Origin of the sequence: Serratia sp. LS-1 (assembly GCF_003719595.1) — a bacterium.
Taxonomy (GTDB): Bacteria; Pseudomonadota; Gammaproteobacteria; order Enterobacterales; family Enterobacteriaceae; genus Serratia; species Serratia ureilytica.
This window is the reverse complement of the sequence record NZ_CP033504.1, coordinates 2,960,210-2,978,521: the sequence shown is the minus strand read 5'-3', so window position 1 is coordinate 2,978,521 and position 18,312 is coordinate 2,960,210. Positions and strand designations below refer to the sequence as shown.

Sequence of the window (18,312 nt, the reverse complement as noted above, 5' to 3'; positions counted from 1 at the left end):
GGCAAAATGCCCGGCCGCCATAAAGAGACGGCGCGTTATCGTTTTAAAGCTTTGGCTTTGGGGTTGTAAAACTCGGCGGTACAGCACGCACGGCGTTTCTGTATAGCGTTACTTTGTCAACAACAGCGGTGCAATATGCAAGTTTTGATTATGCGTCACGGAGAGGCGGCGCTCGAGGCAGCCAGCGATGCGGTAAGGCCCCTTACCCTGTGCGGCCGCGACGAGTCCCGTCAGATGGCGGCCTGGTTGAACACCAAGTCTGTAGATATTGAACGCGTGCTGGTCAGCCCCTATCTGCGGGCCGAACAGACGCTGGCGACGGTGCGTGAAGCCTTGACGCTGCCGGAGGGCGAAGAAGTGCTGCCCGAACTGACGCCGGGCGGGAACGCCGAACAAGTCGGCAGCTATCTTCAGGCGCTGGCGATGCAAGGGGTGAGCTCGGTGCTGATCGTGTCGCACCTGCCGCTGGTGGGGTATCTGGTGGCGGAACTGTGTCCGGGCGAGTGCCCGCCGATGTTCGCGACCTCGGCGATCGCCAACGTCGATCTGCCGGCGGACGGCAGCTACGGCAAATTTGAATGGCAGGTCAGCCCGTCGCAGGTGATGGCCAAAGTGTGAGCCGCGGATGCGGTGCGGAATAAACTCAGGGCGATGTTTGACATCGCCCTGAGTCGTTTCTGCGGGAGGCTATTCTGCCAGCTCCACCAACAGCAGGACGGCGGCGTTGCCGCCCCATTCCTTCGGCGCCTGATGGAACGCCAGCACGTCGGGATGCTGCGCCAGCCACAGCGGCGTTTGCTGTTTGAGAATGTGTTTGCCGTGCCCGTGCATCACGCAGGCACAGTGTACATGCTCGCGTTTGCAGGCGGCGATCAGCGCCCCCAATTCCTGCTTGGCCTGCAGCTGAGTCAGGCCGTGCAAATCAAGAAACAGCTCCGGCGAATAATCGCCGCGTCGCAGCTTCTTCAGCTCATACGGGCTGCTGCCGGGGCGCACGTAGCGCGTCGGGCCTTCCTCTTCCAACTGCGGCTGATATTCATCTGAAAAATAATAGCTGGCATCGACCTGCTCCTGCAGCAGCCGCTGCGGCGCGACCTGTTTGACCTTGAGCTTCGGCGGGCGGTGGACGATGGTGTCCTGGCGCAGCTTTTTTGCGCCTGCCACCGACTCTCTGAAGAGCTGTTGTTCGTCTTTGCTCAGAGGGGGCTTGTTCTTCATGCTTCATTCACCGGAAATCGTTTATTTCGCTAGTTTACCTTGTGAATGAGCGCTGTCGACGCAAAACTCGGGCCAGAGTGAAAAGCGCGAGGGGCGCGCGTGATTTGTCGCGGGCTTCATGGCAAACTATGCGGCTAAATCATGAAACACAGCGCCTGCCGGAGGGCAAATTGGACAAAATTTTCGTCGACGAAGCAGTGAACGAACTGCACACCATTCAAGATATGCTGCGCTGGACGGTAAGCCGTTTCAACGCCGCCAATATCTATTATGGTCACGGAACCGACAATCCGTGGGACGAAGCGGTGCAATTGGTGCTGCCAAGCCTGTTTCTGCCGTTGGACATTCCGGAGGACATGCATACCGCTCGTCTGACTTCCAGCGAGCGCCATCGCATCGTTGAGCGCGTGATCCGCCGCGTCAACGAGCGTATCCCGGTCGCCTACCTGACCAACAAGGCCTGGTTCTGCGGCATGGAATTCTACGTCGACGAACGCGTGCTGGTGCCGCGCTCGCCGATCGGCGAGTTGATCAACGATCGTTTCAGCGCGCTGATCCCGCACCCGCCGCGCCATATTCTCGACATGTGCACCGGCAGCGGCTGCATCGCCATCGCCTGTGGCTACGCTTTCCCGGAAGCGGAAGTGGACGCGGTGGACATCTCCAGCGAAGTGCTGGCGGTGACCGAGCGCAATATTCAGGCGCACGGCGTCGAGCACCAGGTGATCCCGATCCGTTCCGATCTGTTCCGCGACGTTCCCGCGATCCAGTACGATCTGATCGTCACCAACCCGCCGTACGTCGATGCGGAAGACATGTCGGATCTGCCGCAGGAGTTCCGCTTTGAGCCGGAACTGGGGCTGGCGGCGGGCAGCGACGGCCTGAAGCTGGTGCGCCGCATCCTGGCCTGCGCGCCGGACTACCTGACCGACGACGGCGTGCTGATTTGTGAAGTGGGCAACAGCATGGTACATCTGATGGAACAATATCCGGACATCCCGTTCACCTGGCTGGAATTCGAAAACGGCGGCGACGGCGTGTTCATGCTGACCAAACAGCAGCTGGTGGATTGCAAGGATCACTTCAGCCTCTATCGCAGCTAAGCCGCATTTCCAAGGCCCGCATGGCGGGCCTCATAACGATAAAAGACTAACGGTAAGGAGCCGTGATGGCAGGAAACAGTATTGGGCAGATTTTCCGCGTCACCACCTTCGGTGAATCTCACGGGGTGGCGCTGGGTTGTATCGTCGACGGCGTGCCGCCCGGCATCCCGCTCACCGAAGCCGATTTGCAACACGATCTGGACCGCCGTCGTCCGGGCACCTCGCGTTACACCACCCAGCGTCGCGAACCGGATCAGGTGCGCATTCTCTCCGGCGTATTCGAAGGCGTGACCACCGGCACCAGCATCGGTCTGATCATTGAAAACACCGATCAGCGCTCGCAAGACTACAGCGCCATCAAAGACGTGTTCCGTCCCGGGCATGCCGACTACACCTACGAACAGAAATACGGTCTGCGCGACTATCGCGGCGGCGGCCGCTCTTCGGCGCGTGAAACCGCCATGCGCGTCGCGGCGGGCGCTATCGCCAAGAAATACCTGCAGCAGAAGTTCGGCGTGCAGGTGCGCGGCTATCTGGCGCAGATCGGCGACGTGACCTGCGAGCTGAAAGACTGGGATCAGGTCGAACAGAACCCGTTCTTCTGCCCGGATCCGGACAAGCTGGAAGCGCTGGACGAACTGATGCGCGCGCTGAAAAAAGAGGGTGACTCCATCGGCGCCAAGGTCAGCGTGATTGCGGAAAACGTGCCGGTTGGCCTGGGCGAGCCGGTGTTTGACCGCCTCGATGCCGATCTGGCGCACGCGCTGATGAGCATCAACGCGGTGAAAGGCGTGGAGATCGGCGACGGATTCGCCGTGGTGACCAAACGCGGCAGCGAAAACCGCGATGAAATCACCCCGGAAGGCTTCCAAAGCAACCATGCTGGCGGCATTCTCGGCGGCATCAGCAGCGGCCAACCGGTGATCGCGCATCTGGCGCTGAAGCCAACCTCCAGCATCATGGTGCCGGGCCGCACCATCAATCGCCACGGGGAAGCGGTGGAAATGGTGACCCGCGGTCGCCACGATCCGTGCGTGGGCATCCGCGCCGTACCGATCGCCGAAGCGATGATGGCGATCGTGTTGATGGATCACCTGCTGCGCCAGCGTGCGCAAAACGGTGATGTGGTTTCCGACGTGCCTCGCTGGTAATCGCCATGAAAAACTGGATGTTGGGCCTGGTGGCCCTGACGGCCTCCGCTTCCGCCATGGCGCTGACGCCGTGGCAGAAAATCGACCATCCGGTGGCCGGCGCGCCGCAGGCGGTGGGCGGTTTCGCCAACGGCTGCATCATCGGCGCGCAGCCGTTGCCGCTGAGTTCACCGGACTATCAGGTGATGCGTACCGACCAGCGCCGCTATTTCGGCCATCCGGATCTGCTGGCGTTCATACAGCGTCTCAGCAGCAAAGCGAACCAGAAAGCGCTGGGCACGGTGCTGATCGGCGACATGGCGATGCCGGCCGGCGGGCGCTTCAGCAGCGGCCACGCCAGCCACCAGTCTGGGCTCGACGTCGACATCTGGCTGCAGCTGCCGCGCCAACGTTGGAGCGCGCAGCAATTGCTCAAGCCGCAGCCGATCGACCTGGTGTCGGGCGACGGCAAACAGGTGGTGGCGAGCCAATGGCAACCGCAGATTGAGTCGCTGATCAAACTGGCGGCGCAGGATGCGGACGTGACGCGCATCTTCGTCAACCCGGCGATCAAGCAGCGTCTGTGCCTGGACGCCGGCGCCGATCGCGCCTGGCTGCACAAGGTGCGGCCGTGGTTCGGCCACCGTGCGCACATGCACGTGCGTCTGCGTTGTCCGGCCGGCAGCCTGGAGTGCCAGGAGCAGGATACGCCGCCGCCGGGCGATGGCTGCGGCGCCGAACTGGCGAGTTGGTTCGTACCGCATCAGCCGAACGCGAAGCCGGGCAAACCCGTGCCGCCGCCGTTACCGCCTACCTGTCAGGCATTGCTGGATCACCATTTCTCAGCGGAATAACACATGGACTGGTTCGTCATTGGCCCCGAGATGCTCGGGGTGTTGTTTGCGGTAGCGCTGCTGGCGGGGTTTATCGACTCCATCGCCGGCGGCGGCGGATTACTGACGGTGCCGGCCTTGCTGGCAGTGGGGGTTCCTCCGGCGCAGGCGCTGGCGACCAATAAGCTGCAGTCGGTCGGCGGCTCTTTCTCCGCCAGTCTGTACTTCATTCGTCGGCGAGCGGTGAACCTCAACGACCAGAAGCTGACGATTTTTCTGACGCTGATCGGCTCGATCGCCGGTGCGATTCTGGTGCAGCACATGCGCGCCGATTTGCTGCGTCAGATGTTGCCGCTGCTGGTGATCGGCATTGGTCTCTATTTCTTGTTGATGCCGCGACTGGGTGAGGAAGATCGTCAACGCCGCCTCGGCGCCTTGCCGTTCGGGCTGGTAGCCGGCGGTTGCGTCGGGTTTTACGACGGTTTCTTCGGCCCCGGCGCCGGCTCATTCTACGCGCTGGCCTATGTGACGCTGTGCGGTTTTAACCTCGCCAAGTCCACGGCGCATGCCAAGGTGCTGAACTTCACCTCCAACGTCGGCGGGTTGGCGCTGTTCATCATCGGCGGCAAGGTGGTGTGGAGCATCGGTCTGGTGATGCTGGTGGGGCAGGTGCTGGGGGCGCGTCTGGGGGCGCACATGGTGCTGACCCGCGGGCAGAAGCTGATTCGGCCGATGATCGTGATCGTCTCGCTGGTGATGAGCCTCAAGCTGCTGTACGACAATCACGGCGCGGAAATTCAGCAGTGGTTGACCGCCTTGGTGCACGGTTAAAGATGAAGAGGGGGCGTTGCTTACGCGCCCTGTCTTATCGGGTATAATGGCCTCTTTATTTTTGTGGTTATAGAGTTTTTATGTCAGACACGCAGACCCGTCATCGCTATGAACAGCTGATCGAGATCTTCAATCAGTGCTTCAGCGATGACTACAACACCCGCCTGGTGAAGGGCGACGACGAACCTATCTACCTGCCGGCCGACGACGAATTGCCGTATCACCGCATCGTGTTCGCCCACGGCTTCTACGCCAGCGGCCTGCATGAAATCTCGCACTGGTGCATCGCCGGTGAAGCGCGCCGTCAACTGGTGGACTTCGGTTACTGGTATTGCCCGGACGGGCGCGACGCGCAAACCCAGAGTGAATTCGAAGCGGTGGAGATCAAACCGCAGGCGCTGGAATGGATGTTCTGCGTGGCGGCCGGTTTCCCGTTCAACGTCAGCTGCGACAACCTGAACGGCGATTGCGAACCGGATCGCATCGCGTTCCAACGCAAGGTGCGCGCCCGGGTATTGGCGCTGCTGGAGCAGGGAATACCCACAAGGCCTGCGCGCTTTATTCAGGCGTTGCAATCGTTCTACAATACGCCACCGTTGGCGGCCGAGCACTTTCCGTATCCGGAAGATCTCAACTGACGCCACAGCCCGTTATTTAATGAGGAAATTTGATGATCGCAGAATTTGAAGCGCGCATTTTGGCGCTGATTGATGACATGGTAGAGCACGCCAGCGATGATGAACTGTTTGCCGGTGGCTACCTGCGCGGTCATCTGACGCTGGCGGTGGCCGAGGCGGAAGAGCAGGGCGAACACACCGCCGAAGCGCTGAAAGCGCGGGTGGAGGAGAGCCTGCACAAAGCGATCGCCGCCGGGGAACTCTCGCCGCCGGATCAGATCCTGGTGCGCGGCATGTGGGAAAACCTCTATCAGGCTGCAACCCCTGCCGCCTGATCGTCATGCCGGGGCGCGTCGCCGCGCCCCTCAAGGTTGATTAAACCGCACGTCCTTTCAGCAATTTCCGCACCCACATCCGATTCGGATTCAACGCCGCCAGCAGGCGCGCATCACCCGGCAACGGTTCGCCGAACAGCTGCGCCGCCAAAATTTCCGCCGCCAACGGCGCCGAGCACAAGCCGCGCGAGCCTAACCCGCCGATAGCGAACAGACCGGGATAGACCGGCGCATCGGCGACGGTTTCGCCGCGCTGGTTCTGCCGCTGCAAATCCTGATACTGTGCCAGCGTGGCCTGATAGTCCGGCAGCGCGCCGACCATCGGCAAATGATCGCGGGTGGCGCTGCGCACGCCGCAGCGCGCCTGATGAGCGCTGACGTCCACCTGCTGCGGCCAGGACTGCTCCGGTAGACAGCGCAGCAGGCGCTCGCGGTTCTCCTGTTGCTCCTGCTCGCGGTAGTCGGTGGCGATGTCGCCGCGCTGGTAGCTGGCGCCAATGCAGTGGTGGCCGTTGTTGGCATTAACCGGCGTCAGGTAGCCGTCGTAACACAATACCTGTTTCAATTGACCGAGGGCCGGCGAGCTTGGGATATGCGACACCTGCCCGCGTACCGAATACAGCGGCAGGGCTTCCGTCGGCGCCAGTTCGGCCAACCGATGGCCGTTGGCCAGGATCACCGTCGCATGGCATCGGCTGTCGCCGTTGGCGAAATCGATGCGCCAGCCGTTTTCTTCCTGCGTCAGCCTCTGTGCATCGTGCCGGTAGTGGCAGACCAAGCCCTGACGCTGCGCCAGCGCGATAGCGCCGCGCGTCAGCTCGGCCGGGCAGAGCCAGCCGCCTAGCGGGTAGGTGATGCCGCCAAAGCCGGTATCGACGCCGCACCGTTCGCTGAGCGTCTCGCGGTCGGCCGCCATCGCCAAGGCCTGCGGCCAGTCGGTTTTCAGCATATTGGCGATCTTGGCGCCGCTCTTTTCGTCATAGGCCAACTGGCTGACGCCGCACCACTGGTGATCAAAGGCGACGCCTTGTTGCAACAGGGCATCGTACTGGCGGCGGGCGAAGGGAAACGCGGCGCTGAAAAAGCTCTCCAGCGCGTCGCCGCTGCCGTTCAGCAAAGGATAAATCGCGCCCTGGCGGTTGCCGGATGCGCCCTCGGCCGCCTGCTCATCGGCGCAGTACAGCGTGACGGTGGCGCCGCGGCGCAGCAAGGCCAGCGCGGTGAGCGCGCTGGCGACGCCGCCGCCGATCAGGGCGATGTCGGCGGTGTTGTCCGCCGCCGGGCGTCGATACCAGGGCGCCGGATGTGTGGCGGGCTGCGCATCGGCCGGGAGCTCGCCGGCGAGCATCTCACGCTTTTGGCCGAAGCCTTTGCAGCGGTTGACCTGAAAACCGGCCTGTTGCAAGCCGCGGCGCACGAAGCCGGCGGCGGTAAAGGTGGCGAAGCTGCCTCCCGGCCGGGCGAAGCGCGCCATGGCGGCGAACAGTTGATCGGTCCACATGTCGGGGTTTTTTGCCGGCGCGAAACCGTCGAGGAACCAGGCATCCACCTGGTTATTCATGCTGGCGTCAAACTGCGGCAGCAGATCGTTGACGTCGCCGAACCACAGATCGAGCGTAATGCGGCCTTCGGCTAACAGCAGGCGATGGCAACCCGGCAACGGCAGCGGCCACTGGGCGCGCAGCTCGTCGGCATAAGGCGCCAACTCCGGCCAGCGTGCATGCGCCGCCGCCAGGTCAGCCTGCTGCAGGGGGAATTTTTCGAAGCTGATAAAGTGCAGGCGCTGCAGCGTCGCGTCCGGCTCGGCTTGACGGAAGCCGGCGAAGGCCTGCCACAGCGTGAGGAAATTGAGCCCGGTGCCGAACCCGGTTTCCGCCACGACAAACAGCGAACGCGGATGGGCGGCGAAACGTTGCGGCAGCCGATTGCCGTGCAGGAAGACGTAGCGGGTTTCTTCCAGCCCATCCTGATTGGAAAAATAGACGTCATCAAACTGTTTCGAAACAGGTGTACCCTGTTCGTTCCAGGTTAGCGTTGCGGTTTGGATGGGGGCGTGGTTCACGGTCAATGGCTCGAAATTCAAGGGATGCCGCGAATTCTAACGGCGCTGGCGCCCCGGCGCAAACTGGACAACAATAAAGCTGAAAAACGCTGATCGGACTTGTTCGGCTTACATCTGTACGCTAAAGTGCGATGCAAAATCCCGTAGGTAAATAGTGGAAGAGGTATTGAATGAAACGTGCAGTGATTACTGGCCTGGGAGTTGTCTCCAGCATTGGTAATAACCAGCAGGAGGTCCTGGCAAGCCTGCAGGAAGGACGTTCTGGGATCACTTTCTCCCAGGAGCTGAAAGATTCCGGCATGCGTAGTCACGTATGGGGGCAAGTTAAGCTCGACACTACCGGCCTGATCGACCGCAAGGCGGTGCGTTTCATGAGCGACGCTTCCATTTATGCCTTCCTGGCGATGCAAGAAGCGATCGCGTCTTCCGGCCTGAAGGAAGAAGAGTATCAAAACAACCCGCGCGTGGGCCTGATCGCCGGTTCCGGCGGCGGTTCTCCGCGCTTCCAGGTGTTCGGCGCCGATGCGATGCGCAGCCCGCGCGGCCTGAAAGCGGTTGGCCCGTACGTGGTGACCAAGGCCATGGCTTCCGGCGTTTCCGCCTGCCTGGCAACGCCGTTCAAAATCCACGGCGTGAACTACTCCATCAGCTCCGCTTGCGCGACCTCCGCGCACTGCATCGGCAACGCGGTTGAGCAAATCCAACTGGGCAAACAGGACATCGTATTCGCCGGCGGCGGCGAAGAGCTGTGCTGGGAAATGGCCTGCGAGTTCGATGCGATGGGCGCGTTGTCCACCAAATACAACGACACGCCGGAAAAAGCGTCCCGCACCTATGACGCCGATCGTGACGGTTTCGTCATCGCCGGCGGCGGCGGCATGGTGGTGGTTGAAGAGCTGGAGCACGCGCTGGCGCGCGGCGCGCACATCTATGCGGAAATCGTCGGCTACGGCGCGACTTCCGACGGCGCCGACATGGTTGCCCCTTCGGGTGAAGGCGCAGTGCGCTGCATGAAGATGGCGATGCAGGATCTGGATGCGCCGATCGATTACATCAACGTGCACGGCACCTCTACGCCGGTAGGTGACGTGAAAGAGCTGGGCGCCATTCGTGAAGTGTTCGGCGACAATACCCCGGCCATCTCCTCCACCAAGGCGATGACCGGCCACTCGCTGGGCGCCGCGGGCGTGCAGGAAGCGATCTACAGCCTGCTGATGCTGGAGCACGGCTTTATCGCACCGAGCATCAACATCGAAACCCTGGATGAACAGGCGGCCGGCATGAACATCGTGACTCAGCCGACCCAGCGCGAGCTGACCACCGTGATGTCCAACAGCTTCGGCTTCGGCGGTACCAACGCCACGCTGGTGATGCGCAAACTGGCGAAATAATCCCGCCGGCGCGTCATTCCGCCAAAAAGCCCGCGTTTTCGCGGGCTTTTTACTGCCCGAAGCCCACCGGCCGGGCGCTCGGAGTTTTCCCAAATCACATCCCCTGACACATCATTACCTCGCCATTACACGCGTTGGGCATACAATAGCCAGGTAGCGTGATTATCGCTCGGCGTAGCTTTCTAAAGTGATCGAACATTGAGGCAAGAAGTATGAAAAAGTTAATTGCGGTTGGGTTACTGTCGGCCGTGTTGGCCGGATGCGCCACCGATTCTCCCTGCGTGCCGGTCTACGATGACCAGGGGCGTCTGGTGCACACCAACACCTGTATGAAGGGCACCACTCAGGATAACTGGGAAACCGCGGGCGCGATCGCCGGCGGTGCGGCGGCGGTTGCCGGTCTGACCCTCGGTATCATCGCGCTGACCAAGTGATCGGCGCGGAACAGGAATAAGCCCGGCCATTGCGCGCCGGGCTTTTTTATCTCACTGCACTAAAAATGCTTTGAACTGCGGCGTCATCACGGCGCTGAAACCGTCGTCGGTTTTGCTGATCAGGTAGACCGCCAGCCCTTTCTCTTCTGCGAGCTGCAACGCTTTCTCCGGGCCCAGCACCATCAAGCCGGTATCCCAGCCGTCGGCCTCGAGTGCGGTCGGGGCGATCACCGTGGCAGAAACCAGTCGGTGGTTTATCGGCCTGCCGGTGGTCGGATCGATGACATGGGAGTAACGCTGGCCGTTTTGTTCGAAGTAGTTGCGGTAGCTGCCGGCGGTGCTGATGCCGTAACCGTGCAGATCCACCAGCGCCTGCACCGCATTTTCACGATCGGTCGGCTTTTGGATCGCCACCCGCCAGGGTTTGCCCTGGCCGTTGACGCCGCGTGAAGAGACCGCGCCGCCTACCGACACCAGGTAGTTGGTAATGCCGTGACGGTTCATCAGGCGCACCAGCTCATCGGCACCATAGCCTTCGCCCAGCGTCGAGAGATCGACATACATGCCCGGCAGATCTTTTTGCAGCCACTCCCCGCGATTGTCGCTGATCAGCTTCAGGTGCTGCAGGCCGATGTTCTGCTTCGCCGCGTCGATCTGCGCCTGTTCCGGCACCTTGACCGGATGCTTGTCTGGGCCGAACCCCCACAGGTTCACCAGTGGGCCGACGGTGATGTCCATGGCGCCGCCGGTATCGCGGCCGATGCGTTGTGCCATCAATACGATGTCCGCCATGCCGCGCGGGATAGGCTGCGGCTCGAGGCTGGCGCTGCGGTTAAACCGCGACAGCACCGAATCGGCGCGGTAGGTAGAGATATCGTCGTTGGCCCGTTCGAGCACCGTGTCGATCTGCCGCTGCAGCTCTTGTTTGCCGATCGCGACGTCACCGCTGACCTTAACGCTGTAGAAGGTGCCCATGGTCTTGCCGTCGATATCGATTTGCGGGCGAGAGGCGGAATCGTCGCAGGCGACGAGCAGGGCGCATAAGGCGCTGAGCAACGCCCCTTTGGCGAGCAGGGAAGCCATAACATGTCCTTTGAAACCGTGAAAGCCGCTACAAATAAAGTAAAGCGCGGCAAATGAAAAGCGGATAAAGGTAAAATAGCATTTTGCTGGCGCTGAAGCCGCGTCTGAGCTAACGTCTGCCCATTCTTTTCGGTGAGGTTCACACTGCCGCTATGAGTTCAACCGCCATTTCTCGGCTTATCCACCCCTTTGTCAAAGATCGCTTCTTGCATGCATTGCTGCTGGCCGGCGTGGCGATGTTCGCTTTTCATCCGCAACCGCTGTCGGCGCTGGGTGGTTTCATCGACGGCCGTACCCTCATCACCCTGTTGGGGCTGATGCTGCTGACCAAAGGGGTGGAGGTCAGCGGCTACTTCGATTTTGTCGGCCGCAAGATTATCAACCGCTTGCACAGCGAACGGCGGCTGGCGCTGTTCCTGGTGTTTTCCGCCGCGCTGCTGTCGTCGTTTCTGACCAACGATGTGGCGCTGTTTATCGTCATTCCGCTCACCATCACGCTAAAAAAGCTGTCGGCGCTGCCGGTTGGCCGCTTGATCATCTTCCAGGCGCTGGCGGTGAACGCCGGTTCGTTGCTGACGCCGATCGGCAACCCGCAAAATATCCTGCTGTGGAGCCGCTCCGGCCTCTCTTTCCTCGGTTTCATCGGCCAGATGGCGCCGTTTGGCGCCGCAATGATGTTGAGCCTGCTGGCGCTGACCTGGTTCAGCTTCCCGGCGCGCGACATCGTGAAAACGCCGAATACCGAGGGGTATCCCTACCAGCGGCCGTTGTTGCTGAGCTGTGTAGGGCTGTATGCGGTTTTCCTGCTGTGTCTCGATTTCGATCTGCCGTTGTACGGGCTGCTGGCGGTGTTCGCCGGTTTCTTGCTGCTGGCGCGCCGAGTGCTGTTGCAGATCGACTGGAGTCTGATTTTCGTGTTCGCCGCCATGTTCATCGATGTCGGCCTGTTTACCCGTTTGCCGCCGCTTCAGCCGGCGTTCGCCGCCATCGCCGGGCTGAGCGAGGGGAGCGTGTATGCGTTGGGCGTCGGGCTGTCGCAGATCGTCAGCAACGTGCCGGCCACCATACTGTTGCTCAACTATGTGCCCTCGAGCGCTCAGTTGGCCTATGCGGTCAACGCCGGCGGCTTCGGGTTGGCGATCGGATCGCTCGCCAACCTGATTGCGCTGCGCATGGCGGGGGAGCGCAAGATCTGGTTGCGCTTCCACTATTATTCGCTGCCGCTGTTGGTATGGGCCGCGTTGCTCGGCTGGGTGATGAGCTAAGCCGGTTGGCCGCTTTGTCGCGCGGCCAGCAGGCAAATGCTGCGGGTCACCTGATAGGATTTCACGAAGGCGCTGACGGGTAAAAACTCGAAGCGCGAGTGGAAGTTATGCGCGCCGGTGAAGTAGTTGGGCGTCAGGATGCCACGGCTGGAGAGCGCCGCGCCGTCGGTGCCGCCGCGCATCGGGATCACCTTCGGCGGGATGCCGTGGGCGGCGAGGGCGCCGAAGATCAGATCGATGGCGCGTCGGTCCTCGCCGATGGCGTTGCTGATGTTGCTGTAGATGTCGCTAACGCTGCAGCTGACGTTGGCCCGCGGATAGTTGGCCGCCACCTGGCGCACGGTCTCCTCAAGGCGGGCTTTGCGTGCCTCGAACGCCGCGCGATCGAAGTCGCGAATCGACACCTTCAGCGTCGCCTGATTGGCGTTGGCGGCCAGATCGGTGAACCAGAAATAGCCCTCGCGCCCTTCGGTGTGCTCCGGAGTATCCTGCACATCGAATCGGTTAATGATGTCGTTGGCGATGCGTATCGGGTTGATTAATACGTTTTTCGCCGACATCGGGTGGGCGGTCACCCCCTCGATGCGGATCTCCGCCGCCGCCGCGTTGAAATTCTCGTACACCACTTCACCCAGTTCGCAGCAGTCGATGGTGTAGGCGAAATCGACGGGGAAACGCTGCAGATCCAGCGCCTTGGCGCCGCGCAGGCCGATTTCTTCGTCCGGCACGAACGCCACCACGATATCGCCGTGGCGATCGGCCGCGGTCAGGTTGGCCAGCAGCGTCATCACCACGGTGACTGCCGCCTTATTGTCGGCGCCCAGCACGCTGGTGCCGTCGCTGAACAGGATCTCTTCGTTCCGGTAGGGCAGGATCTCCGGATGCTCGGCGGTACGCAGCCAGATGTCCTGCTCGGCGTTCAGGCATAAATCCTCGCCGGTGAAGCGCAGGCGCTGCGGGCGAATCTCGGGCGACAGGCCGACGTCCACGGTGTCGATATGCGTGATGAAGCCGATGCGCGGCGCGCCGGGTTGGGTGCCGGGCTTGCGGGCGGTCACGGTGGCGTGCTCGTCGATTTGAACGTCGGCCAGGCCGAGCCGGCGCAGCTCGTCCGCCAACAGTTGCGCCATCTCATGCTGCCCCGGCGTGCTGGGCAGGGCGGTTGCGGCGGCGTCGCTCTGGCTGGTGACCGCCAGGTAGCGGAAGAAACGTTCGGTAAGCTGTTCGGCAATCGGGCTGGTCATCGGAACTCCTCGCGGTTGGCAATCTACCGGTTTTAAAACGAAATCAGCCGATTGTCCAACGGCGCAATGCGTAAACCGCCAGAATGCGAAGCATCGCGCAGAAACGAAAAATAGCGGTGCAACTAGGAAATAGTCGCAGGTTTCTGCGGCAAAATCGGTGTTAGCTGTGGGCCGGGAAGCGCCCGCATAACACTTATCTGTCCCTCAAGGAGAATTCATGCACACCGGTCACGCTTTGCTCATCACCTTACTGTCCCTGGGCATCTCTCACAGCGCCTGGTCGTCCGCCGATACCGGGCACGCCAACAGCAACGCCAACAGCCGCGAGGTGGCCAGCGCGTTGGGCGGCCTGAAGAACAAAACCTACGAGCTGGAACAGGCGCCGAAGATCCGCGTCGCCAGCTTCAATATCGCCGCCGGCAAGGTCAGCGACATGACCGCTATCGCCAAGGCGATTCGCGCGATGAACGTCGACGTGGTGGCGCTGCAGGAGGTGGATAAAATCACCGCCCGCAGCGGGCGGGTCGATCAGGCGGCGGAACTGGCGAAGCTGACCGGCATGCAGGCGGTGTTCGGCCGGGCGATCGATTTCGACGGCGGTGAATACGGCCTGGCGTTTCTCTCGAAGTATCCGCTGCACGACGCCGTGATCTATCCGTTGCCGTCCGGCCAGCGCGAGCAGCGCATCGCCTTCAGCGCCAAGGTCGATGTGCCGGAGTTCCCGACGCCGATCACCCTGTTCAACACCCACCTCGATACCAAGGAAGATCCGACGATGCGTCTGGATCAGGTGCGGGAGCTGAACGATCGCACCATCGAAGTGCGTGGCATCAAACTGCTGTTCGGCGACATGAACGACGTGCCGGGCAGCGTCACTTGGCTGGAGCTGAGCCGCTATTGGAACGACATCATGCCCAACGGGCAGGACGGCCGCAGCTGGCCGGCGGAAAACGCCGAAATCAAGGTGGATTACATCTTTAGCGGCAATGCGCAGCGTTGGCATCTGGACAGCCTGACGGTGCCGAACGCCAGCGGCGATTGGAACGGCGTGCACTGGCCGGCGGTGAGCGATCACCTGCCGCTGGTGGCGGAGATGCGCCTGACCGAGCAATAAGCCGGCCGGCGTCTCTCCGGGGCAGGGCTAAGCCGCGGCGATCCGCGCCAGCCGCTCGACGGCGCTGCGGATCTCGCCCGGCGTCAGGGCCGAAAAACCCAGCAGCCAGCCGTCGCGCTGGGCCTGAACCGTTTGGTATTGCGCCGTTAACCCGGGCGTAAGGACGCCGAGCCGCCGCGCCTGTTGGCTGAGCGCTGCCTCCCGGCCGGGCGGCAGCCAAACGCTGAGCTGCAGGCCGCCGGCGGCGGGAGCGGCCGTGGCGAAGTGGCTCAGCTTTTCGCTCACTTCCGTCAGCAGCACATCGCGCCGGCTGTGGTAGAGCTGGCGCATGTAACGAATATGCGCGGCGAAGTGCCCCTGGCGAATGAACTCGGCGGTCACCGCCTGCATCAATTGCGCGCTGTGGCCGTCATAGACCGTGCGTGCGGTGACGAAGGGGGCGACCAGCGCGGGCGGCACGATCAGGTACGCCAGCCGCAGCGAAGGGAACAACGATTTGGAGAAGGTGCCGAGATAGAGCACCCGGCCATGGCGATCCAGGCCTTGCATCGCCGGAATCGGCAGCCCGTCGTAGTGAAACTCGCTGTCGTAATCGTCCTCAATGATCCAGGCCTGTTGCCGCTCCGCCTGCGCCAGCAACGCTAAGCGGCGTGCCAGGCTGAGCGCCGCGCCGGTCGGGTATTGGTGCGAGGGCGTCAGATAAATCAAACGCGGATCGGGCAAGGAAGGTTCTGCTCGCAGGCCATCACCGTCTACCGCCACCGGCGTCAGCGCGGCGCCGGCGCTGATAAAGGCGTTTCTCGCCCCGGTGTAACCCGGCTCTTCCATCCAGACGCTGTCGCCGCTGTCCAACAGTAAGGTGGCGATCATTTGCAGCGCCTGCTGCGAACTGGTCAGCACGATAACCTGGCTCGCATCGCAGACTACGCCGCGCGTTTGGTTGACGTGGGCGGCAATGGCTTCGCGCAGCGGCAGATAGCCTTGCGGATCGCCGTAGCGCAGCAGGCTTTCCCCCTGCAGGCGCAGGCGTTGAGCGGTCAACTGCTTCCACAGGGCCAGCGGAAACGCGCGCAGGTCCGGCGAGCCGGCAGCGAAGGCCTGAGGGTTCTGCGGATCGTGGCAGCCGCCGGTGTGCACGATCTGTTGGCCGCGCAGCGAAAGGCGCGGCATGGCGGTGCGGGTCGCCGGCGGCGGCGATTTGGCGATGCGGATAGCCACAAATGTGCCCTGGCCGACGCGGCGCTGCAAATACCCCTCCGCCTCCAACTGGCCGTACGCTGCTTCGACGGTCACCCTTGAGAGGTTCAGATCCCCAGCCAGCACTCGGCTGGAGGGCAGCCGTTGCCCAACGCTCAATGCGCCGTGGTGGATGGCCTGCCGCAATGCCGCACACAGACGATCGCGCAGCGTGCCGATGGCCTGGGGCGATTGCTGAAACAGCGTGATCAGCGTGTGCCGCATAATGGGTCTTATCATGAGTAAAAAATGGGTATCAATCATAAGACCAAAATCGGGCACTATTGTCATCTGTCTTGATCAACGGGAGTGAGTGATATGTCGAAAGAATCCTTGGTGCTGGCCTTTCCGCCGGCAGCGCCGGAAGAGAGCCTGGCCTATCTGGCGGCCAAGCTGAGCCGCTATGCGGATGCCTGGGACGTGGCGGAAGATTTGCGCAATGGCGTGGACGGGATGGTGGTGATCGACACCCGTGCGGAGGCGCTGTACGCCGCCGGGCATATCCCCGGCGCGCTCAGCTTGCCGCATCGCCTGATGGATGAAGCCGGCACGGCGCACCTGGATCGCCAAAAGGTGTATGTGACCTACTGCGACGGCATCGGCTGCAACGGTTCCACTAAAGGCGCCTACAAGCTGGCGAAGTTGGGGTTTAGGGTGAAGGAGTTGATTGGCGGGCTGGATTTCTGGCTGCGCGACGGCCATCCGTTGGCCATCGGCGAACTGCCGGGGTCACTGCGCTCCCGGGCGGCCGCAGCGGACTGCGGCTGCGCCTGAGGCGTTAAAACACCAGCGCCAGCACGACGGCCAACGCCAACAGCAGCAGGATCAGCGCCACGGCGGGCTTACTCAGCGCTTTTTGCAGCGGCAGAGGCAGGGTGGCGATCAGCGGGTTGAGCAGCGGCTGCGGTTCGATAGAGGGGCTGGCGATCGGCTGCGCCTGGCCGGCTTTCTCCAGACGGCGGGCAAACAGCTGATGAATGGCGTCGCTCATTTGCGGATGCGTCAGCGGCGCGTTGGCGCCGCAGTTGAAGCGCGCCTGGCAGTAGTCGTTCATCTGCTGCAGTTCTTGCTCATCCGCCGGCTGTTTGAGCGCCGCCAGCAGGTTGTTCAGCGTTGGCGCGTTCTGCGGGCTGAGCGCCACCTTCACCTGTAAAAACTGGTTCAGCAGCTGGAAGTGGCGCGCCGGCAGCGGATCGTTGGTTTTCACGCCCGCCAGATCGAACAGCGTTTGCCAAATTTTAGCCGGCGCTTCACCGGTCGCGGCGCTGAGTTTGGTGACCTGCTGCTGCAGGCTTTGATGCTCTGCGGGCAGCAGCGGGCGATCGCTGGTGGCGGTTTGCTGCGGTTGGGGAATGGTCAGGCCGCCGGTCTGCAACAGATTCAGCACCTGCTGCAGCTGCGGTGGGCTTAGCTGGCTCAACACCGTATGGCCGAACCGTTGACGAATAAAGTCACTGACCGCCTGGCGATTATTGCCCTGCGGCAGCAACTCGGCCAGCTGTTGCAGCAGTTGGCGCCCGGCATGGTTTTGCTGCGCCTGCGTCAGGCGCGTTTGCAGCAGCTGTTCCGCCGGTTGAAAATGGCGCGCCAGCAGTTCGCCGCCTTTGTCGGCGCCGAGATCGTGACGCAGAGACGCCCAGATCTCCGCCGATTTTACCGGGCTGAGCGTCATGATTTTCACGATCAGTTTTTCCAGCGTTGTGCGCTGCGCCGGAGAGAGGGGTTGATCGTCAGTGGCCGCCGTTTTGCCCGGGGAAGGGGGGCGCTCGCCGGCGATTGGGGTGCCCGGCCCACTCAAAGGTTGCATATCACCAGTCCTTCGCTGTGTATCCCCGCAGTGTGCCTGGAGGAGAGAATCGTCATCGTACCCGGCGAAAAGCGCAGGCTTACCCTCTATGATACCTGTAATTCGCCGCCATCAATACCGCCGCTCAGACATTTCTTTACCGACAAAACGTTGCTAATCGCGTCTGCGCCGCTAAGATAACCCCAGATCTGAACATGAGGATGGCATGGTTAAACGGCAGCGGATTGCAAAATGGTTTTTATGCCTGGCTTGCCTGGTGGTGCTGACGTGCATGACCCAGCGCATGGCGGGCCTGCATGCGCTGCAGCAAACGCTGGGGATCCCGGCCGCCACCGCCGTTCAATCCAGCGACGCCGCCGCCGAAGCGCAGCCGACGCCCTGTGAACTGAGCGCCAAATCATTGCTGGCCGCGCCGCCGGTAATGTTCGAAACCGTGCTGTTCGGGCTGGGTCTGCTGCTGGCGCTGTTGGCGCCGACCATTGCCGCGCGTCTGCGCATTCCTCCTCCTCGCGCCATTTCTCCGCCCACCCTCAGGGTGCACCTACGATTATGTGTCTTCCGTGAATGAGTTAATCGCCCGTTTTTCGCGGTGAATTAATCATTTATGGA

19 protein-coding genes are annotated in these 18,312 nt (G+C 62.1%); 13 read left to right on the top strand and 6 right to left on the bottom strand.

Going from position 1 to position 18,312, the window contains the following annotated elements; translation table 11 throughout:
* Nucleotides 1–135: 135 nt before the first annotated feature.
* Nucleotides 136–618: a phosphohistidine phosphatase SixA gene (gene sixA, locus EDY99_RS14275; RefSeq protein WP_004936230.1), complete on the top strand. Its 483-nt coding sequence runs from the start codon at nt 136–138 to the stop codon at nt 616–618.
* A 69-nt stretch (nt 619–687) separates the two neighbouring features.
* Here sixA and smrB read toward each other — a convergent pair whose 3' ends face one another.
* Nucleotides 688–1,218: an endonuclease SmrB gene (gene smrB, locus EDY99_RS14270; RefSeq protein ID WP_025303720.1), complete on the bottom strand. Its 531-nt coding sequence runs from the start codon at nt 1,216–1,218 to the stop codon at nt 688–690.
* Between the two features lie 170 nt (nt 1,219–1,388).
* Here smrB and prmB point away from each other — a divergent pair, with 170 nt between their 5' ends.
* The 6 genes from prmB to EDY99_RS14240 all read left to right on the top strand — a co-directional run bounded on the left by prmB (nt 1,389) and on the right by EDY99_RS14240 (nt 6,067).
* Nucleotides 1,389–2,321: a 50S ribosomal protein L3 N(5)-glutamine methyltransferase gene (gene prmB, locus EDY99_RS14265; RefSeq protein WP_025160157.1), complete on the top strand. Its 933-nt coding sequence runs from the start codon at nt 1,389–1,391 to the stop codon at nt 2,319–2,321.
* Between the two features lie 65 nt (nt 2,322–2,386).
* Nucleotides 2,387–3,472 carry a chorismate synthase gene (gene aroC / locus EDY99_RS14260; RefSeq protein WP_033643909.1) on the top strand — a complete coding sequence of 362 codons (1,086 nt, stop codon included), beginning with the start codon at nt 2,387–2,389 and terminating at the stop codon, nt 3,470–3,472.
* A 5-nt stretch (nt 3,473–3,477) separates the two neighbouring features.
* A complete protein-coding gene (gene mepA / locus EDY99_RS14255; RefSeq protein ID WP_069100405.1) occupies nt 3,478–4,305 on the top strand; it encodes a penicillin-insensitive murein endopeptidase in 828 nt (275 codons plus the stop codon).
* A gap of 3 nt (nt 4,306–4,308) precedes the next feature.
* Nucleotides 4,309–5,115: a sulfite exporter TauE/SafE family protein gene (locus EDY99_RS14250; protein ID WP_025303718.1), complete on the top strand. Its 807-nt coding sequence runs from the start codon at nt 4,309–4,311 to the stop codon at nt 5,113–5,115.
* A gap of 80 nt (nt 5,116–5,195) precedes the next feature.
* Entirely contained in the window at nt 5,196–5,753 is a 558-nt protein-coding gene (locus tag EDY99_RS14245; protein WP_033643908.1) for an elongation factor P hydroxylase, read from the top strand.
* A gap of 32 nt (nt 5,754–5,785) precedes the next feature.
* Nucleotides 5,786–6,067, top strand: a complete 282-nt coding sequence (locus tag EDY99_RS14240) for a YfcL family protein (RefSeq protein WP_016926855.1) — start codon at nt 5,786–5,788, stop codon at nt 6,065–6,067.
* Between the two features lie 40 nt (nt 6,068–6,107).
* On the opposite strand, the gene mnmC is transcribed toward EDY99_RS14240, so the two are convergent.
* On the bottom strand, nt 6,108–8,129 hold the full coding sequence (mnmC, locus tag EDY99_RS14235; RefSeq protein WP_123062180.1) for a bifunctional tRNA (5-methylaminomethyl-2-thiouridine)(34)-methyltransferase MnmD/FAD-dependent 5-carboxymethylaminomethyl-2-thiouridine(34) oxidoreductase MnmC: 2,022 nt from the start codon (nt 8,127–8,129) through the stop codon (nt 6,108–6,110).
* 170 nt (nt 8,130–8,299) lie between these two features.
* Here mnmC and fabB point away from each other — a divergent pair, with 170 nt between their 5' ends.
* Nucleotides 8,300–9,520, top strand: a complete 1,221-nt coding sequence (gene fabB, locus EDY99_RS14230) for a beta-ketoacyl-ACP synthase I (RefSeq protein WP_016926857.1) — start codon at nt 8,300–8,302, stop codon at nt 9,518–9,520.
* 212 nt (nt 9,521–9,732) lie between these two features.
* Nucleotides 9,733–9,954 (top strand): hypothetical protein, encoded by a 222-nt coding sequence (locus tag EDY99_RS14225; RefSeq protein WP_004936201.1) that lies wholly within the window; start codon nt 9,733–9,735, stop codon nt 9,952–9,954.
* Between the two features lie 51 nt (nt 9,955–10,005).
* Here EDY99_RS14225 and apbE read toward each other — a convergent pair whose 3' ends face one another.
* A complete protein-coding gene (gene apbE, locus EDY99_RS14220) occupies nt 10,006–11,037 on the bottom strand; it encodes an FAD:protein FMN transferase ApbE (protein WP_042785119.1) in 1,032 nt (343 codons plus the stop codon).
* Nucleotides 11,038–11,189: 152 nt separating this feature from the next.
* Between apbE and EDY99_RS14215 the strand changes: the two genes are divergently transcribed.
* Nucleotides 11,190–12,302 (top strand): SLC13 family permease, encoded by a 1,113-nt coding sequence (locus EDY99_RS14215; RefSeq protein WP_033643905.1) that lies wholly within the window; start codon nt 11,190–11,192, stop codon nt 12,300–12,302.
* Here EDY99_RS14215 and pepT read toward each other — a convergent pair.
* The gene (gene pepT / locus EDY99_RS14210) at nt 12,299–13,546 is read right to left on the bottom strand and encodes a peptidase T (protein ID WP_042785118.1); all 1,248 of its coding nucleotides are present in this window, start codon (nt 13,544–13,546) and stop codon (nt 12,299–12,301) included. The genes EDY99_RS14215 and pepT overlap by 4 nt on opposite strands.
* A 217-nt stretch (nt 13,547–13,763) precedes the next feature.
* Between pepT and EDY99_RS14205 the strand changes: the two genes are divergently transcribed.
* Nucleotides 13,764–14,660 carry an endonuclease/exonuclease/phosphatase family protein gene (locus EDY99_RS14205; protein WP_123061861.1) on the top strand — a complete coding sequence of 299 codons (897 nt, stop codon included), beginning with the start codon at nt 13,764–13,766 and terminating at the stop codon, nt 14,658–14,660.
* Between the two features lie 27 nt (nt 14,661–14,687).
* On the opposite strand, the gene EDY99_RS14200 is transcribed toward EDY99_RS14205, so the two are convergent.
* Nucleotides 14,688–16,121, bottom strand: a complete 1,434-nt coding sequence (locus EDY99_RS14200) for a PLP-dependent aminotransferase family protein (RefSeq protein ID WP_197845462.1) — start codon at nt 16,119–16,121, stop codon at nt 14,688–14,690.
* 93 nt (nt 16,122–16,214) lie between these two features.
* Between EDY99_RS14200 and EDY99_RS14195 the strand changes: the two genes are divergently transcribed.
* Nucleotides 16,215–16,670 (top strand): rhodanese-like domain-containing protein, encoded by a 456-nt coding sequence (locus tag EDY99_RS14195; protein WP_033643902.1) that lies wholly within the window; start codon nt 16,215–16,217, stop codon nt 16,668–16,670.
* A 4-nt stretch (nt 16,671–16,674) separates the two neighbouring features.
* On the opposite strand, the gene flk is transcribed toward EDY99_RS14195, so the two are convergent.
* Nucleotides 16,675–17,703 (bottom strand): flagella biosynthesis regulator Flk, encoded by a 1,029-nt coding sequence (flk, locus tag EDY99_RS14190; RefSeq protein WP_123061859.1) that lies wholly within the window; start codon nt 17,701–17,703, stop codon nt 16,675–16,677.
* A 205-nt stretch (nt 17,704–17,908) separates the two neighbouring features.
* Here flk and EDY99_RS14185 point away from each other — a divergent pair, with 205 nt between their 5' ends.
* Nucleotides 17,909–18,271 carry a hypothetical protein gene (locus tag EDY99_RS14185; RefSeq protein ID WP_033639760.1) on the top strand — a complete coding sequence of 121 codons (363 nt, stop codon included), beginning with the start codon at nt 17,909–17,911 and terminating at the stop codon, nt 18,269–18,271.
* Nucleotides 18,272–18,312 lie beyond the last annotated feature (41 nt).

Excerpts from the sequence above, each read along its gene's own strand:
- sixA (WP_004936230.1), top strand. The coding sequence starts at position 136 with ATGCAAGTTTTGATTATGCGTCACGGAGAGGCGGCGCTCGAGGCAGCC.
- smrB (WP_025303720.1), bottom strand. The coding sequence starts at position 1,218 with ATGAAGAACAAGCCCCCTCTGAGCAAAGACGAACAACAGCTCTTCAGA.
- aroC (WP_033643909.1), top strand. The coding sequence starts at position 2,387 with ATGGCAGGAAACAGTATTGGGCAGATTTTCCGCGTCACCACCTTCGGT.
- mepA (WP_069100405.1), top strand. The coding sequence starts at position 3,478 with ATGAAAAACTGGATGTTGGGCCTGGTGGCCCTGACGGCCTCCGCTTCC.
- EDY99_RS14250 (WP_025303718.1), top strand. The coding sequence starts at position 4,309 with ATGGACTGGTTCGTCATTGGCCCCGAGATGCTCGGGGTGTTGTTTGCG.
- EDY99_RS14245 (WP_033643908.1), top strand. The coding sequence starts at position 5,196 with ATGTCAGACACGCAGACCCGTCATCGCTATGAACAGCTGATCGAGATC.
- EDY99_RS14240 (WP_016926855.1), top strand. The coding sequence starts at position 5,786 with ATGATCGCAGAATTTGAAGCGCGCATTTTGGCGCTGATTGATGACATG.
- fabB (WP_016926857.1), top strand. The coding sequence starts at position 8,300 with ATGAAACGTGCAGTGATTACTGGCCTGGGAGTTGTCTCCAGCATTGGT.
- EDY99_RS14225 (WP_004936201.1), top strand. The coding sequence starts at position 9,733 with ATGAAAAAGTTAATTGCGGTTGGGTTACTGTCGGCCGTGTTGGCCGGA.
- apbE (WP_042785119.1), bottom strand. The coding sequence starts at position 11,037 with ATGGCTTCCCTGCTCGCCAAAGGGGCGTTGCTCAGCGCCTTATGCGCC.
- EDY99_RS14215 (WP_033643905.1), top strand. The coding sequence starts at position 11,190 with ATGAGTTCAACCGCCATTTCTCGGCTTATCCACCCCTTTGTCAAAGAT.
- pepT (WP_042785118.1), bottom strand. The coding sequence starts at position 13,546 with ATGACCAGCCCGATTGCCGAACAGCTTACCGAACGTTTCTTCCGCTAC.
- EDY99_RS14205 (WP_123061861.1), top strand. The coding sequence starts at position 13,764 with ATGCACACCGGTCACGCTTTGCTCATCACCTTACTGTCCCTGGGCATC.
- EDY99_RS14200 (WP_197845462.1), bottom strand. The coding sequence starts at position 16,121 with ATGCGGCACACGCTGATCACGCTGTTTCAGCAATCGCCCCAGGCCATC.
- EDY99_RS14195 (WP_033643902.1), top strand. The coding sequence starts at position 16,215 with ATGTCGAAAGAATCCTTGGTGCTGGCCTTTCCGCCGGCAGCGCCGGAA.
- flk (WP_123061859.1), bottom strand. The coding sequence starts at position 17,703 with ATGCAACCTTTGAGTGGGCCGGGCACCCCAATCGCCGGCGAGCGCCCC.
- EDY99_RS14185 (WP_033639760.1), top strand. The coding sequence starts at position 17,909 with ATGGTTAAACGGCAGCGGATTGCAAAATGGTTTTTATGCCTGGCTTGC.